Annotated in this window: 15 protein-coding genes, 1 tRNA gene and 1 pseudogene; 5 read left to right on the top strand and 12 right to left on the bottom strand. The window is 71.3% G+C overall.

Going from position 1 to position 14,633, the window contains the following annotated elements; translation table 11 throughout:
• Positions 1–645 carry a VTT domain-containing protein gene (locus VM840_01160; GenBank protein HVL80185.1) on the bottom strand — a complete coding sequence of 215 codons (645 nt, stop codon included), beginning with the start codon at positions 643–645 and terminating at the stop codon, positions 1–3.
• Positions 646–702: 57 nt separating this feature from the next.
• Here VM840_01160 and VM840_01165 point away from each other — a divergent pair, with 57 nt between their 5' ends.
• The gene (locus VM840_01165) at positions 703–1,494 is read left to right on the top strand and encodes a phosphatase PAP2 family protein (protein HVL80186.1); all 792 of its coding nucleotides are present in this window, start codon (positions 703–705) and stop codon (positions 1,492–1,494) included.
• Here the strand turns inward: VM840_01165 and VM840_01170 are convergent.
• Positions 1,468–1,541, bottom strand: a tRNA-Thr gene (locus VM840_01170). The two genes, VM840_01165 and VM840_01170, sit on opposite strands and share 27 nt — an antisense overlap.
• 85 nt (positions 1,542–1,626) lie before the next feature.
• Between VM840_01170 and purE the strand changes: the two genes are divergently transcribed.
• A complete protein-coding gene (gene purE / locus VM840_01175; GenBank protein HVL80187.1) occupies positions 1,627–2,115 on the top strand; it encodes a 5-(carboxyamino)imidazole ribonucleotide mutase in 489 nt (162 codons plus the stop codon).
• Entirely contained in the window at positions 2,112–3,233 is a 1,122-nt protein-coding gene (gene purK, locus VM840_01180) for a 5-(carboxyamino)imidazole ribonucleotide synthase (protein HVL80188.1), read from the top strand. The genes purE and purK overlap by 4 nt, the downstream gene beginning before the upstream one ends.
• Positions 3,234–3,242: 9 nt before the next feature.
• Here the strand turns inward: purK and VM840_01185 are convergent, their stop codons facing one another.
• Positions 3,243–5,192 carry a beta-propeller domain-containing protein gene (locus tag VM840_01185; protein ID HVL80189.1) on the bottom strand — a complete coding sequence of 650 codons (1,950 nt, stop codon included), beginning with the start codon at positions 5,190–5,192 and terminating at the stop codon, positions 3,243–3,245.
• Between the two features lie 94 nt (positions 5,193–5,286).
• On the opposite strand from VM840_01185, the gene VM840_01190 reads away from it, so the two are divergent.
• Positions 5,287–5,469, top strand: coding sequence for a hypothetical protein (locus tag VM840_01190; GenBank protein HVL80190.1), 183 nt, complete (start codon positions 5,287–5,289; stop codon positions 5,467–5,469).
• A 46-nt stretch (positions 5,470–5,515) separates the two neighbouring features.
• Positions 5,516–6,631: a hypothetical protein gene (locus tag VM840_01195; protein HVL80191.1), complete on the top strand. Its 1,116-nt coding sequence runs from the start codon at positions 5,516–5,518 to the stop codon at positions 6,629–6,631.
• Here the strand turns inward: VM840_01195 and VM840_01200 are convergent.
• The 9 genes and pseudogenes from VM840_01200 to radA form a co-directional block, all read right to left on the bottom strand.
• The gene (locus tag VM840_01200) at positions 6,628–6,957 is read right to left on the bottom strand and encodes a tRNA-binding protein (protein HVL80192.1); all 330 of its coding nucleotides are present in this window, start codon (positions 6,955–6,957) and stop codon (positions 6,628–6,630) included. The two genes, VM840_01195 and VM840_01200, sit on opposite strands and share 4 nt — an antisense overlap.
• Positions 6,958–7,539: 582 nt before the next feature.
• Positions 7,540–8,199: pseudogene (sigH, locus tag VM840_01205) on the bottom strand (RNA polymerase sporulation sigma factor SigH).
• 100 nt (positions 8,200–8,299) lie between these two features.
• Complete coding sequence (gene rlmB / locus VM840_01210; GenBank protein ID HVL80193.1) at positions 8,300–9,049, bottom strand: 23S rRNA (guanosine(2251)-2'-O)-methyltransferase RlmB; 750 nt, start codon at positions 9,047–9,049, stop codon at positions 8,300–8,302.
• A complete protein-coding gene (gene cysS / locus VM840_01215) occupies positions 9,046–10,401 on the bottom strand; it encodes a cysteine--tRNA ligase (protein HVL80194.1) in 1,356 nt (451 codons plus the stop codon). Before cysS ends, rlmB begins: the two co-directional genes overlap by 4 nt.
• A 32-nt stretch (positions 10,402–10,433) precedes the next feature.
• Complete coding sequence (ispF, locus tag VM840_01220; GenBank protein HVL80195.1) at positions 10,434–10,916, bottom strand: 2-C-methyl-D-erythritol 2,4-cyclodiphosphate synthase; 483 nt, start codon at positions 10,914–10,916, stop codon at positions 10,434–10,436.
• A complete protein-coding gene (ispD, locus tag VM840_01225) occupies positions 10,913–11,608 on the bottom strand; it encodes a 2-C-methyl-D-erythritol 4-phosphate cytidylyltransferase (protein ID HVL80196.1) in 696 nt (231 codons plus the stop codon). The genes ispF and ispD overlap by 4 nt, the downstream gene beginning before the upstream one ends.
• Entirely contained in the window at positions 11,605–12,672 is a 1,068-nt protein-coding gene (locus VM840_01230; protein ID HVL80197.1) for a TRAM domain-containing protein, read from the bottom strand. Before VM840_01230 ends, ispD begins: the two co-directional genes overlap by 4 nt.
• A gap of 71 nt (positions 12,673–12,743) precedes the next feature.
• The gene (locus tag VM840_01235) at positions 12,744–13,325 is read right to left on the bottom strand and encodes a CarD family transcriptional regulator (GenBank protein ID HVL80198.1); all 582 of its coding nucleotides are present in this window, start codon (positions 13,323–13,325) and stop codon (positions 12,744–12,746) included.
• A 92-nt stretch (positions 13,326–13,417) separates the two neighbouring features.
• The coding region (gene radA, locus VM840_01240; GenBank protein ID HVL80199.1) for a DNA repair protein RadA at positions 13,418–14,633 on the bottom strand (1,216 nt) is incomplete at its 5' end.

Raw genomic sequence — 14,633 nt, forward strand, 5'->3', positions numbered from 1 at the left:
CTAGTCCCGGCGCAGCGCCCTCGTCACGATCACCGCCACGGCGACCAGGGCAACCAGGCCCGCGCCCGCGATCCACGGTCCGGCCCGGTCGTACGCGTGCCCGAGCAGGTACCCCGCCACGAGGACCTCGGCCAACGCTGCGACCGCGCCCAGCGCGTCCACGAGCAGGAACCTACGGGCGGGCATCCCGGCCGATCCCGCGGCCGCGGCGACCGCTGTCGATGGGAAGGCGGCCAGTCGTCCGATGAAGACCACCTTCTCGCCCTTCCTCTCCACCAGGTCGCGCATCGTCGCCACCCGGTCCGGGTGCAGGATGCGCCTCACGGTGCGCCCCAGGCCCTTTCCGGAGACGATCGCATCGGCGCACTGCCGTCCCAGGAAGTAGAAGAGCCAGACCCCCAGGACTATCAGCGGGAGCGCAGCCAGGACGGTGGGGAGCAGACCCACCCGGCCGAGGCGGATGAGGAACCCCGCCGCCAGGAGGACCTCCTTCGTCGGCCTCATCAGCACCAGGACCACGAAGTGTTCCCGGTACAGCAACGGGGCGAGCGGGATGGCGGCGAGCGCGACCACGCCGCGTACGCCGGCCAGCACCACGAGGGCCGTCCTTATCCGGCTGCTCTCCTCCAGACGTTCGAGATCCATCGTCCTCGGTATCGGTCGGCGCGGTTCATCCCCTACACGTCCGGGGACGAATCAACCATGTCGGTCCGTGTCCCGCCGAGCCTGAAGCGCCGGCTCGACCCTGAACATCGGTTCGGCCTGCGAGTGACGCTGTTCGCCTTGGCCGCCGTCCTGGTGTTCGTGCCGTTCGGGCTGCTGCTCGACCACGTCGTGGACGGCGGCCCCCTCACCGCCCGCGATCGCGCGCTTGCCACCGATCTCCACGACCAGATGCGGGAGGACCCGCGCTGGGTCCCGGTGTTCCGCGTCCTGAGCTTCCTCGGGCTGCCCGCGTGGCTGTGGGTGGTCGTCGGCTCGGTCTCCGTCCGCCTGTGGCTCCGCGGCCGGAGGCGCCTCGTCGCCTACCTGGCCACGACGGGGCTCTTCGGCGCGGGGATCGAGCTGGCGGTGAAGTACCTGGTGGCGAGGCCGCGCCCGGTCCTGGAGGACCCCTTCGCGACCGCCCACGGGCGCTCGTTCCCGTCCGGACACGCATTCAACTCGACGGTCGTGTACGGGATGCTGCTGCTCGTCTTCTTCCCGGTCATCGCCCGGCGCGTCCGCCCGTGGCTGGTGGGGGCCTACCTCCTCCTGGTCGCGGGGGTGTGCCTGTCCCGCCTCGCCCTCGGCGTGCACTTCCTAACGGACGTGGTCGGCGGCTTCGTCCTTGGGGTGGCCTGGCTGGCCGCATCGACGGCCGCCTTCAGCATCTGGCGAACGGAGCGCGGCGCGCCGCCGGTCGACGCTTCGGAGGGCGTGGAGCCGGAGTCGGCGCTCGATCTGCGCGCGCATAGGACCGCACCGAGCTGGCGAGGGGATTCGAACCCCTAACCTACGGATTACAAATCCGTTGCTCTGCCGGGTTGAGCTACGCCAGCCAGGGCCCAATCCTACGACGACGCACGTCGGCCCCCGTCCCCCACCGGTTATCCTCGCCTCGCGTCCCGGACGACAGGAGCGAGCATGGGTGAGGACGGTCCGCTCGTCGCGGTCATCATGGGCTCCCGCAGCGACTGGGAGACGATGCGGCACGCGGTGGAGACCCTTCGTGAGCTCGGCGTCGCGTGCGAGCACCGGATAGTCTCCGCGCACCGCACGCCCGACCTGCTGTTCGAGTTCGCGGTGGGAGCCGAGGCTCGCGGCATCCAGGTGATCATCGCGGGGGCCGGGGGAGCCGCCCACCTCCCGGGAATGACCGCCTCGAAGACGGTGCTCCCGGTCCTCGGGGTGCCCGTGCGGTCGTCCCACCTCCAGGGGCTCGACTCCCTCCTCTCGATCGTGCAGATGCCTAGGGGGGTCCCGGTCGGCACCCTGGCCATCGGCGAGGCGGGGGCCGTGAACGCGGCGCTGCTGGCCGCGGCGATCGTGGCGCGGACCGACCCCGGCGTGCGCGAACGCCTGGCCGCGTACCGGGAGGCGCAGACGCGGAGGGTGCTCGAGGACGAGCTGTGACTCGGGTCGGGCCGGGATCGGTGGTCGGGATCCTCGGGGGCGGCCAGCTCGGACGGATGCTCGTCGAGGAGGGCCGCAAGCTCGGGTACCGGTTCGCGACCCTCGACCCCGACGCGCGCTCCTCGGCTTCGCAGGTATCCGACGTGCACGTGACGGGACGGATGGACGACCCCCGGGCGGCGCGCGAGCTCGCCTCCCGGTCGGACGTGGTGACCATCGAGACCGAGCACATCCCCGCCGAGATCCTCGCCATGCTCGAGCAGGAAGCACCGGTCCGGCCCGGCTCCCGGGTCCTCGGCGCGGTCCAGGACCGTCTCGCGCAGCGGCGTTTCCTCGACGGGATCGGCGTACCGCACACCCCGTACCGAGAGGCGGGCTCCCTCGAGGAGCTGCGTCGGGGCATCGACGACCTCGGCCTCCCGGCGGTCCTGAAGACCCGCCGCTCGGGCTACGACGGGCGGGGGCAGACCTTCATCCGGGAACGGGAGGAGATCGAACCGGCCTGGGACAGGTTCGCCGGGGTCCCCTGCGTCGTCGAGGGTTACGTCGGTTTCCGCATGGAGGTCTCGGCGGTCCTGGCCCGGGCGGTCGACGGGTCCGTCGCCACTCACCCCCTCGTGGAGAACGTCCACCGCGAGGGGATCCTGCACACGAGCGTCGCGCCGGCGCGTGTCCCGGACGCGGTGGCCGACGAGGCCCTCGCGATCGGACGGTCCGTCGCCGAGGGCCTCGGGCACGTCGGCTCCATGGCCGTCGAGATGTTCGTGCTCCCCGACGACCGGGTCCTCGTCAACGAGATAGCGCCTCGCGTCCACAACAGCGGTCACCTCACGTGGGGTGGGTGCGTGACCTCGCAGTTCGAGCAGCACATCCGAGCCGTCTGCGGGCTCGACCTCGGGGACCCGTCACTGGTGCGCCCCGCCGCCATGGTGAACCTGCTGGGAGATCTGTGGGAGGCCGGTCCCCCGCCGCTCGAGCGCCTCCGCGACGTCCGGGTCCATCTCTACGGCAAGGAGCCTCGGCCGGCGCGGAAGGTGGGCCACGTCCTCGTCGTCGACGACGACCGCGAAGCGGCGCTGAGGCGGGCGGAGGAGGCGCTGGCCGCCCTCACGCGCTAGTGCGCCCCGTCACTCCAGCGGAGCCGGCATAGGGACCCGATGACCCCCCTGGGGCGCGCCGGGGAACCCGATCCACCCCCGGGACTGAAGCATCCGCAGATCGCTGCGAAGTATGCCGGCGTCGGACACCGAGAAGAGCGTCTCGCCCACCACGACGGACCGCCGGACACCCGACCAGGCCGTGTCGGGAGGCGGCTGTAGACGACCTCGCTCGCGGATGGCCTCCCGTCCCACCTCGAGCGCGACCGCACCTTGGAACACCGTCCTTCCGTCGTACAGACCAGCGGGCACGACGGCGAGGCGCTCCGGCTCCCACCACAGGAACGCCCGGTGGTCGAACTCGGCCTCCGAGTGCCCCCCCGGAAGCATCCACTGCTGGATCCGGCGCGGTTCGGTCGGGTCGGAGACGTCGAACAGTGATGCCTGAAGCCCGGTCGCCATGCCCTCGTCGGTGGCGTCCTGACCGACCCCCAGGAGCAGCCCGTCCCCGACCGGGTGCAGGTACGCCGAGTAACCGGGGATGTGCAGCTCGCCCCGCAGGACCGGGCGGGCCGGATCGGAGAGGTCGACCACGTGCAGCGGGTCCACGCGGCGGAACGTGACCACGTACGCGAGCTCGCCCATGAACCGCACGGCGTGGATCTGCTCCGTGGGGCCCAGACCGTCCAGCCTGCCCTCCGGCCCGAGGACGCCGTCGCGCAGCCTCAGCGTCAGGACCGAGCTCGACGACCCGTTCGCGTCGTCGTCCCGGGTCACGGCGGCGCGGAGCACCCCTCCGTGCTCGGACAGCGAGAACTGGTTGAGCAGCCGACCCGGGAGCTCGCCGGACCCCAGGTACCGGGTGGAGCGGCTGTCCCTGATGTCGAAGGCGTGGACCGCCGTCACCAGAGGGACGGATCGGCGGCTGGAGACGACGTCGTCTGGGCCGCCCGCCGGCTGGTCCCACCGGGTCGTGGTCAGGTACAGCGTTTCAGGCGACGAGTAGACGATCTCGCCGGACCCGACGACCGCCGCGCCCTCGTCGGGGACGCCCGTCGTTGGGTCGAGCGTGAAGACGGTGGCCATCTGCAGCCCGGCGAACTCGGCCGGGCGGTACATCGACCCGCACGACGTGAGCGGTCGCGACGTGCCGTCGACGTGGAACCGGGGGACCCACTCCTCGATCGTCGAGGTGGCGATCCGTCGGCGGTTCTCGTCGCGGGCCCGACGCTCGGCCTCGGGCGACGGACCGACGGCCGGGTCCGCCCCGTTCCTGGGTTCCTGGGGATGGGTGAACGCGATATGGGGTCCGGACGAGAGCGTGACGACGCGCGCGACCCCCTCCACGAGCCGGGCGCTGCGGTAGCCCCCATCGAGGTCGACCGTCCGCGCCACGGTCATGGAGCGGGGGTCGGACGCGTCAACGGTCCAGATCCTGGACCTCCCCATCGACGGGTATATGGCCATCTCGGCCCCTCCGGGTCCGCCCTCGGGCGGTGCGTGCCCGAAGACGAGCAGCCTGCCCCCGGACATGAGCAGCTCGGTGGGGTAGCCGTCCAACCGCAGGGACCCGAGCAGCGCGTTGTCGGACGCGGACACCGAATGCACAGCTCCGGAACCCACCACGAACAGGACCCGTCCATCCGTCTTGACGAGATCCGGCTCGTCTACCCCTGCTTCCTGGACGTTCGTGGTGGAATGCACGGGAGCCGCCGCGCTCCCAGAGCTGGCTGTCGTTCCGGACGATTCGGCGCGTGCGTCGGCGGCCAACGGGAGCGCTCCGAAACCGCCCCCCAGACCCCAGGGCCCGACCTGTTCGAGCGCCTGGCCCTTCAGGTGCGACAGCAGCTGTTCACACCCGTCGAAGCGGACGAGCGAGGAGGAGGCGGCCGTCACGCGTCCCGGCTCTCCAGCGCCTCCGCCCGTGCACCCCGTCGCTACCATGACGACGACCCCAGCCACCGCCCACAAGCGCCTCATGCGGCCTCCTCGTCCGGCTCCACACCATCTCAACACCCGGCGGCCACGTGAGGTTCAAGGGTTGGGACCGGTCGAGGAGGGGAACGAGGGCGGCATGTCCGCAGCCGTGGTCGTGACGTGGGTCGTGCTGATCGCGAGCGCCGTCCTCACCGTGCTGGCGTTCACCGGGCATGTCCCCCTCCTTGCCGCTCTCCCCGGGATCCTCGTGGTGGCCGCCGTGGCCATCGGGCTCACGGCCCGGCGCGGTACGACACCGGGGCCCGGTCCCGACGCCTGACGAACCCACTGGTGCGAGCGCCCTGGGTGGCGAATGATAGAGCGTGATGTCCAGACGCTCGCTGCGCTGCGCCGCCGTCGCCCTCCTGCTCGCCTCCGTCGCTGCCCTCGGCGCTCCCGCTGCGGCTGACCCGCGCAAGGAGCTGGAAGCCACCAGGGCGCGGCTGCGTGAGCTCGAGACGAGGATCACCAGCCAGCAGGACCGGGTGCAGGGGCTGGCCTCGGAGCTCGGACGTCTCGTCGAGACCCTCGGACAGCAGGAGCAGGACTTCGCCGCGATCCGTCGGGAGCTGCGGCAGACGGAGGCCCGCCTGCTGGCGCAGCAGGGAGAGCGCGCCGCCCTCCAGCAGCGGCTGCGGGCGAGGGCCAGGGACGTCTACAAGCGGGGGCCGACGCCGTTCCTGCACATCGTCCTGCGATCGGGCTCGATGTCGGAGCTGGGGACGGTGGCCGGCTACGCTTCCCGCGCACTCGGGCGGGACGCGCGCCTCATCGAGTCGCTGGAGACGGTAGAGGGGGCCCTCCAGGACCAGGTCGCAGCGCACGCGGAGCTCCTGGGGGTCGAGTCGGCGTCGCTGCGCTCGCTTCGCGCCGAGCACCGAACGCTCGCCCGAGCCTTCGAGGACCAGCAGCGTGCCCTGGAGGAGCTGTCGCGCGCGAGGACCGAGGCCCAAGCTCTGATCGCCAGCCTGAGGGGACGCATACGAGCCTCGGAACTGTCCGGTCTCGAGCGCGCCGCCGGGCGGGGGACCCCCATCTCGTTCGGGGAGTGGGCCGGACACTTCCTTCGGCACATGGGAGCCCCCGTGACGAGGAGCAACCAGGTCGTCGTGGTCGCCTGGCAAGCAGCTGAGTACACGAAGGCGACCTGGAACCCGCTCGCCACGAGCTACCACATGCCCGGCGCGACCGTCTTCAACAGCCACGGGGTGCGGAACTACGTGTCTCTCGAGCAGGGCGTGCACGCTTCGGTGGCGACGTTGAGACGGCCCAACCGCGGCTACGAGCCTGTCGTGGCAGCCTTCATGGCGGGGAACGACGCCATGGCGACGGCCCGGGCGATCAACGCCTCGATGTGGTGTCGAGGGTGCAACAACGGGAACTACCTCGTCGGACTGATCCCGACCGTGGAGGCCTACTACGACAGGTACGCGTCGCGTTAGCTGATGCGCGATCCGGGCGGCACCGGCTCGTCGACGGCGAGCAGGACCACACCGCGGTCCGTCTCCACCCCCAGGACCAGCACCTCAGACGTGAACGGCCCCACCCGTCGGGGCGGGAAGTTCGTCACGCATACCACCTGCCTCCCGATCAGGTCGTCGGGCCGGTAGAGGTGGGTGATGCGAGCGCTCGAGCTCTTCTCGCCGAGCTCGGGTCCGAGGTCGATCCACATCTTGTAGGCGGGGACCCGGGCCTCCGGGAACACCTCGGCCCGCGTGACCGTGCCCACGCGGATCTCGTAGGTGAAGAAGCCTTCGACGGACGCCATCCTCCGATAGAACCATGCCCGGGTGGCCCGCGTCGGTCGCGCGGCTCGTCCTTCGAGGCCATGGAGCCAGACCGCGCCCGCCGGCACGATGGAGGGCATGGAGTACAGACGGTCAGAGCGACGGCAGGGAACGGATCGCCGGGGGACCTCCGCGTCTCCCCCTGGGCCCGAGCGCCGCGCGGGCGACCGCCGCGCCGGACAGGACAGGCGCGAACGGTCCCCGGACACGCGTCGCCTCGTGACCGTGCTAGACCCGGCCCCCCGCGCACTCCGCGCGCTCAGGCGGATGTGCGCGCGCATCGACGCCGTCGAGGCGCGCCTAGGCCTGGGGGACGGGAGGGGCTAGCGGCCGCGAGAACGGGTCCGCGAGGCCGCCTCGGCGCCTCGCTGGGCCGCGGCGGCCACGGCGAACCGAAGACTCGACCTGAGGTCGCCCGGGTTTCCGCCGGTACGAGTCACGGTTCGCATCGGGGCCGGGTCCGTGCGGTCGATCGTCCCGACCGCGGCCAGCTTCGTCGTCGTGGCCACCGGCTCGCTCGCGAACGGCGCCACGTGGAGGACCTGCTCCGCCGTCTCGGCTTCCTCCCGCTGCCGCAGGAAGGTCTCCAGCTTCCGCTTGATCCGCTGGAGCGCGTTGTCGATCGACTTCGCCTGACGCTTGAGTCCGGCCGCGATCTCCTGATAGGACCGGCCCTCCAGGTAGAGGTTCAGCACCTCCACCTCGAGCTCCGAAAGGATCTCGGCGAGGAAGGTCCGGATCTGGTGCACCTCGTCCTCGGCTACCACCAGCTCGACGGGGTCGATGACGCGGGAGGAGGCAAGGAAGTCCACCAGCTGCCGCTCACCGTCGTCCTCCGAGGAGACCGGACGGTGCAGTGAGACGTAGGAATTCAGCGGCGCGTGCTTGTGGCGAGTGGCGCCCTTTATCGCGGTGATTATCTGGCGCGTGATGCACAGTTCGGCGAAGGAGCGGAACGACACGGTCTTCGAAGCGTCGAAGTCGCGGATGGCCTTGAAGAGGCCGATCATCCCCTCCTGGACGATGTCCTCTCGGTCGGCGCCGATCAGGAAGTAGGTCTTGGCCTTGCTCCGCGCGTACGACGTGTACCGCTGGAGAAGGATGTCCAGGGAATCCGTGTCGCCCTCGCGCGCCAGTTCGACCAGGCGGTCGTCATCAAGATCGGTGGGGGCTGACAATGACTTGGCCACGAGTCGCTTGCGCGCTGCTGCCGAAAGGGGCATATCCCGCTCTCCTTTACTACGACGCAGGCTAGGGAGTAGAGCGGTCGTCCGTGCGCCAGAACCATACAGCCCAGGGTCCTTCAGGTCAACCCCAGATCTGCTAGTCAACCCGCCCTTCGGGGGCCGCAGAACGGCGCAAACGCGACACTTCGAACAGCGCGACGCCGGCGGCAACCGATGCATTCAGGCTCCCGACATGTCCCGACAATGGGATCCGCACGGCGAGGTCGGCGTGCTCGGCGACCAGCCTCGAGACCCCCCGGCCCTCGGCGCCCACGACGAGGCACAGCGGCTCAGTCGCGAGGTCGTTGTCCCAGACGGTGTCGCGTGCGTCCCCATCGAGCGCCACGACCCAGATGCGGCGCTGCTTCAGCAGGTCCAGCGTGCGCGTCAGGTTCCCCACCCGCACCACCGGGAGCCACGCGAGAGCGCCCGCGGCGGCCTTCTCGACCACGGGGGTCACCCCGGCCGACCGCCGCTCGGGCACGATGACCCCGTGGCCCCCGGCCGCCTCGGTCGAGCGGGCTATGGCTCCCAGGTTGTGCGGATCGGTCACGCCGTCCAGCGCGACGAGCAGCAGGGGGTCCGGACGTGGGGCGCCCAGCACCTCGTCCAGCTGGGCGTAGCGGAACTCACCCGCCAGCGCGATCACCCCCTGGGGGGTCGGGCTCCGCGCGAGGCGGTCGATGTCCGGGCGCGCCACGTCGCGCACGGGGACGCCACGGCGCACGGCCAACGCCCGGATCTCGTCCAGCGGTCCGCCGCGTCCCGATACGAGCACCTCACGCAGAGGGCGCCCCGACCTCAGCGCCTCGAGGACTGGACGGCGTCCCTCGATCTGCGAGGTCACTCCACGAACCAGCGCGGACCCTCCGCCGAGTCCTCGACCTTGACGCCCGCCTCGGCCAGCCGGTCGCGGATCTCGTCGGCACGGTTGAAGTCCTTCGCTGCCCGCGCGTGCTCCCTCTGCTCGAGCAGGAGCTGAACGAGCGGAGCCAGGACCTCCTCCCCATGGACGGGAGCCTCTGGCTCACACCCGAGGAGGTCGAGCGCGGCCGCCACCGAGGCGCGCACGGTGGCCGCCCGTCCCTCGTCGCCCTCGCCGAGGGCGCGGTTGCCCTCCGACACGAGCGCATGGAGCGAAGCGATGGCGGCCGGGGTGTTGAGGTCGTCGTCCATCGCCTCCCCGAAGGCGTCCAGGAGCGTCTCGTCCTCGGCTCCCAGAGGCCCGGTACGCAGGAAGGCGGCGAAGCGGTCCCAGACCGCTCTGGCCTCCTCGAGCGCCTCGAGGGTGTAGTTGATCTGGGACCGGTAGTGAGAGGACATGAAGAACATGCGCAGCACCTGGGGTGCGTACTCCTCCAGCACCGCGTCCACCTGGACGAAGTTGCGCAGCGACTTGGACATCTTCTCGCCGGAGATCTGCACGTGGCCGTTGTGCAGCCACCAACGGGCCAGCGGCTCGTGGCCGAGCGCCGCCTCCGCCTGGGCGATCTCGTTCTCGTGATGGGGGAAGATCAGGTCGGCTCCGCCGCCGTGGATGTCGAAGGGCATCCCGAGATAGCGGACGGTCATCGCGGAGCACTCGATATGCCAGCCCGGACGGCCAGGCCCCCAGGGGGACCCCCACGACGGCTCACCGGGCTTCGCCGCCTTCCACAGAGCGAAGTCGAGCGGGTGGGCCTTGCCCGGCGCCGGTTCGACGCGCTCCTGGTTGAGCATCACGTCGATGGTCCGCCCGGAGAGCTTGCCGTACCCGACGAAGCTCTCGACCGAGAACCACACGCTCCCCTCCCCCTCGTAGGCGTGTCCGCGTTCCACGAGGCGGCCGATCATCTCGACCATCTCCGGGATGTGGCCCGAGGCGCGCGGGGCGATGTCCGGGTCGAGGACGCCCAGGGCGCGCATCGCGTCGTCGTAGACGCGCGTGTAGCGCTCGGCGATCACCGCCGGGTGCACGCCGTCGGAGTTGGCGCGGTTGATGATCTTGTCCTCGACATCGGTGATGTTGCGCACGAACAGGACGTCGTACCCCCGCCAGGTCAGGTGCCTGCGCAGCACGTCGAAGACGACGGCCGCGCGGGCGTGGCCCACGTGGGGGACGTCGTAGACCGTGGGACCGCAGACGTAGATCCCGACCCGCGGGGGCGAGGCGGGCTCGAAGAGAGAGGTGGTGCCGTCGAGCGTGTTGGTGAGGCGCATGAGGCCTCAACGATACGACCCGGGCGGGCTTGTCAGGAGGAGCCCGCGGGCAGGAGGGAGGCCACAGCCATGCACGCCGCTCCCTCGCGGCGGCCGACGGTCCCCAGTCCCTCCGTGGTCGTGGCCTTCACGTTCACGTCGCCCGGGCCGATGCCCAGCGCGGCGGCGATACGGGCCCGCATCTCCGCCACGTGCGGCGCCACCTTCGGCCACTCGAGAAGGAGCGTCGCGTCGACGCTGAAGACGGCGTAGCCCACCTCTCTGGCCAGGGTGGCGACGCGCTGCAGCAGGTCGATCCCCGAGGCTCCCGCCCACTGGGGGTCCGTGTCGGGGAAGTGCGTGCCTATGTCACCGAGCCCCGCGGCTCCCAGCACCGCGTCGGCCAGGGCGTGGCAGATGACGTCGGCGTCCGAGTGACCGGACAGGCCGGCCGCCTCCGGGATGCGGACCCCTCCGAGCATCAACGGGCGCGTCTCGTCGAACCGATGCACATCGAACCCGATCCCCGCCCTCAACCGGACCTCCCGCTCTCGACCGACCGCGTGGCCAGCAGGGCCTCCGCGACCCCGATGTCCTCCGGCGTTGTGACCTTCAGGTTCCACGACGGCGCCGACACCACCACGACCCGGGCTCCGATCCGTTCGACGAGCGCCGCGTCGTCGGTCGCCTCGTACGAGCAGCTCTCGGCCGCCTCGTGGGCCCGGCGGTACACCGCCGAGCGGAACGCCTGCGGGGTCTGGGCCGCCCACAGCCCGGTCCGGTCGAGCGTCTGCGTGACTAGGCCGTCCTCGGCGCGCTTCGGGGTGTCGGTCACGGGCGCGCACGCCACCGCCCCGTCGACGCCGGGCGTCAGAGCTTGCACGCACCGGTCGAAGAGGTCGGGCGGAGACAGGCAGCGCGCCGCGTCGTGGACGACCACCGTCTCGACGTCCCCCGCCGCCTCCAGGGCGGCGCGGGCCGACCCCTGCCGGGTCTCCCGGCCCGCGACGACGGTCACCGGGACGGACAGCTCCGCGAGCAGGACGCGCGCTCCCTCGACCAGGTCGGCGGGCACAGCGGCGACCAGCGCACCGACGGTTCCGGCCTGCGCGGCCGCGCGGCCCGCTCGCAGGAGCATGGGCTCCCCGGCGAGTGACACGAAAGCCTTCGGTCCTGCACCGAGCCGGGTCCCCTGCCCGGCGCCCAGGAGGAGGGCGGTCGCGTTCAGGCGGTGCCGCCCTCGATCAGGTCATCGCGACGCCGGGCGAAGAGCATCCGGCCCGTCGCCGTCTGCAGGACCGAGGTCACCTCCACGTCCACCTGGGAGCCGAGCGCGTCGGCGGCTCGCTGGACGACCACCATCGTCCCGTCGTCGAGGTACCCGATGGCCTGCCCCGCGTCCTTCCCCTCCTTGATCAGCTGGACCGACACGTGCTCTCCCGGCAGGACCGGCGGCCTCACCATCTCGGTGAGCGCGTGCATGTTGAGCACGGTCGTCCCCTGGAGCTCGGCCGCCTTGGCCAGGTTCGAGTCGGAGGTCACGATCGGCAGGCCGCGCCGACGGGCCAGGACGATCAGCTTCGCGTCCGGCTCGGTCGTCCCCGCCGGATCCTCGTCCAGCACCCGGACGACCGCCCCCGCCTCCCGCAGCGACGTCAGGACGTCCAGCCCACGCTGGCCACGCCGCCGGCGGATGGGGTCCGACGAGTCGGCTATGCCCTGAAGCTCCCAGATGATGAACGACGGCACCCACATGGGAGACGGGACGAGACCCGCCTTCCACAGCTGCAGGACCCGCCCGTCGATGGCGGCGGAAGCGTCGAGCAGGCACCCACCGGTCGGAGCGGCCACTATCGGTTCGACCCCCATGACGCCGAACAGCTCCATCCTCTTGCGCGTGGCGTACCTCATCCCGAAGGACGCGGTCACGACGAGCAGGAGCGCGCCGACCGGGTAGGAGACGATCGGCTCCTCGACCATCACGAGAACGGGCCAGGCGATCAGCGCGCCGATCGCCAGACCCACGAGCAGTCCGAGGGTGGCGGCGAGGACCTCGGACGCGTGGCGCTCCGCCATCCGCTCCTCGACCGAACTCATCCCACGGTCGATCGACCGGGCGAGGACGCCTCCCACCAGGTAGCCGACCGCGGCTCCCATCACCGCGATCAGGAAGGCGGCGGTCTCGGCGTCGGCGACCGGGAGCGGGAGGTCACCTCCCCGGGTTCGCCCGAGCTGATAGGCCCCCGCGGTCGACGCGAGGACGATTATCAGCCGTATCGCCTCGACCAGCATCTCGCTCCCTCAGCTCAGGCCACCGCCCCGGCGGTGAGACCATAGCTCGCCGGGACGCAGAGCGGGAGGCGCTACTTGAGGGCCTTCTCCAGGACCTCTTCGGCCGCTTCGGCGTCCACGTCGAGCGCCACCGCGATCTCGCCAGCGAGGATCTCCCGCGCCCTGTTCAGCATCCGCTTCTCGCCCGTCGAGAGGCCCTTCTGGCGCTCACGGATGCTCAGGTTGCGGACGACCTCGGCGACCGACTGGATGTCGCCGGAGCGCAGCTTCTCCTGGTTGGCCTTGAAGCGCCGGGACCAGTTCTCGGCGTTGTCCGTGACCTCGCCCTTGCGCAGGACCTTGAGGACGCCGTCGACCTGACCCTTGTCGATGAGGTTGCGGATCCCGACCTCCTCGACCGACTCCGCCGGGACCATGAGCGTGAGGTCGCCCGCGTCGAGTCGCAGGACGAGGTACTGACGCTTCTCGCCCAAGACGTCCTTGTCCTCGATCTTCTCGATCGTGGCGACCCCGTGGTGGGGGTAGACGACCTGGTCACCGACCTTGTAGCCGGAGCGGCGCTTGCTCGCCCGCTTGCCGTTCGTGCCGGCCTTGGGGGCCGGGGACTTGCTCGCTACCGAACCCTTGCTGGTGGAGCTCTTCTTGGATGCCATGCGACCTAGTCTACCACCGCGGGGGGACCCGCGGAGAACGCCCCAAACGCACCGGAACGCCCTGACCTGGGCGTTTATTCGCCACGAGCCCCTCAGTGGACCGAACGTATCCCGAGGCGCCGCAGGCCCTGGACGAGCTCGCCGAGGTGGGCGACCCGGACGAGCTCGATGCCCTCGACCTCCTCCTGCATCCCAGCCGGCACGAGCGCGCGGCGGCATCCGACGTTGCGCGCCTCGACCAGGCGTCGATCGGCTCCCGAGACCCTGCGCACCTCCCCCGAGAGCCCCACCTCCCCGAACGCGGCCAGATCGTCGGGGAGCGGCACGTCGTGTATGGCCGAGAGAACCGCGCATGCCACGGGGAGGTCCGCGGCCGGCTCGGCGGCCCGTATGCCTCCCACGGCGGAGACGAAGACGTCCTTGTCGCCAAGCCTCAGGTCCAGACGGCGGCCCAGGACGGCGACCAGGACCGGCAGCCTCCCCGCGTCCACGCCGACGGCGGTCCGGCGGGGAGCGGCCACCCCGGTGGGGGCGACGAGCGCCTGCACCTCACAGACGAAGGGGCGGCGGCCGTCCAGGCAGGCGGCCAGGGCCGAACCGGACATACCGGGTCGCCGGTCGGCGAGCAGGTAGCTCGAGGCGTCCCGGATCGGGACGAGCCCTGAGGCGTCCATCCGGAAGAACCCGACCTCGTCGGTCGTCCCGAACCGGTTCTTGAGCGCCCGGAGCACACGGACCCCCCCGGAGCGGTCGCCCTCGAACGAGCAGACGACGTCCACCAGGTGCTCCAGCACCCGGGGGCCGGCGACCGACCCGTCCTTCGTGACATGCCCCACGAACAGAAGCGTCGTCCCCGTCTCCCGGGCGGTGCGCGCCAGTCTCGCGCCGCACTCTCGCACCTGGGAGACCGACCCGGGTGCGGATGCGATCTCCGGGTCGTACAGGGTCTGGATGGAGTCGATGAACACGAGTTCGTAGACGCCGGAGGCGACGGCCGCGTCCACCGCCGACAGGGAGGGGTCGGAGAGGGTCCGGACGCCCGGGGTGACCGCGCCGATCCGCTCGGCCCGGGCCCGCACCTGTCGGGGCCCCTCCTCCCCGCAGACGAGCAGGACCTCCCGGTCCCGTCCGGCGTTCAGCGCGATCTGTAGCGTGAGCGTCGACTTCCCGATCCCCGGCTCCCCGGCGAGCAGGACGATCGACCCCCGGGCCAACCCCCCGCCGAGGACCCGGTCCGCCTCGTCCACGCCGGTGGGCGACCTGGCCCCCTGCTCGTCGGCGTGGTCCAGGAGCGCGACGGTCGCCGGG

It is taken from the genome of Actinomycetota bacterium (genome assembly GCA_035540895.1).
Classification (GTDB): Bacteria; Actinomycetota; JAICYB01; order JAICYB01; family JAICYB01; genus DATLFR01.

Coding starts and splice junctions, on each gene's coding strand:
- VM840_01160 (HVL80185.1), bottom strand. CDS start 645: ATGGATCTCGAACGTCTGGAGGAGAGCAGCCGGATAAGGACGGCCCTC.
- VM840_01190 (HVL80190.1), top strand. CDS start 5,287: ATGTCCGCAGCCGTGGTCGTGACGTGGGTCGTGCTGATCGCGAGCGCC.
- cysS (HVL80194.1), bottom strand. CDS start 10,401: ATGCGCCTCACCAACACGCTCGACGGCACCACCTCTCTCTTCGAGCCC.
- VM840_01165 (HVL80186.1), top strand. CDS start 703: ATGTCGGTCCGTGTCCCGCCGAGCCTGAAGCGCCGGCTCGACCCTGAA.
- VM840_01195 (HVL80191.1), top strand. CDS start 5,516: ATGTCCAGACGCTCGCTGCGCTGCGCCGCCGTCGCCCTCCTGCTCGCC.
- purE (HVL80187.1), top strand. CDS start 1,627: ATGGGTGAGGACGGTCCGCTCGTCGCGGTCATCATGGGCTCCCGCAGC.
- VM840_01230 (HVL80197.1), bottom strand. CDS start 12,672: ATGCTGGTCGAGGCGATACGGCTGATAATCGTCCTCGCGTCGACCGCG.
- VM840_01200 (HVL80192.1), bottom strand. CDS start 6,957: ATGGCGTCCGTCGAAGGCTTCTTCACCTACGAGATCCGCGTGGGCACG.
- VM840_01185 (HVL80189.1), bottom strand. CDS start 5,192: ATGAGGCGCTTGTGGGCGGTGGCTGGGGTCGTCGTCATGGTAGCGACG.
- VM840_01235 (HVL80198.1), bottom strand. CDS start 13,325: ATGGCATCCAAGAAGAGCTCCACCAGCAAGGGTTCGGTAGCGAGCAAG.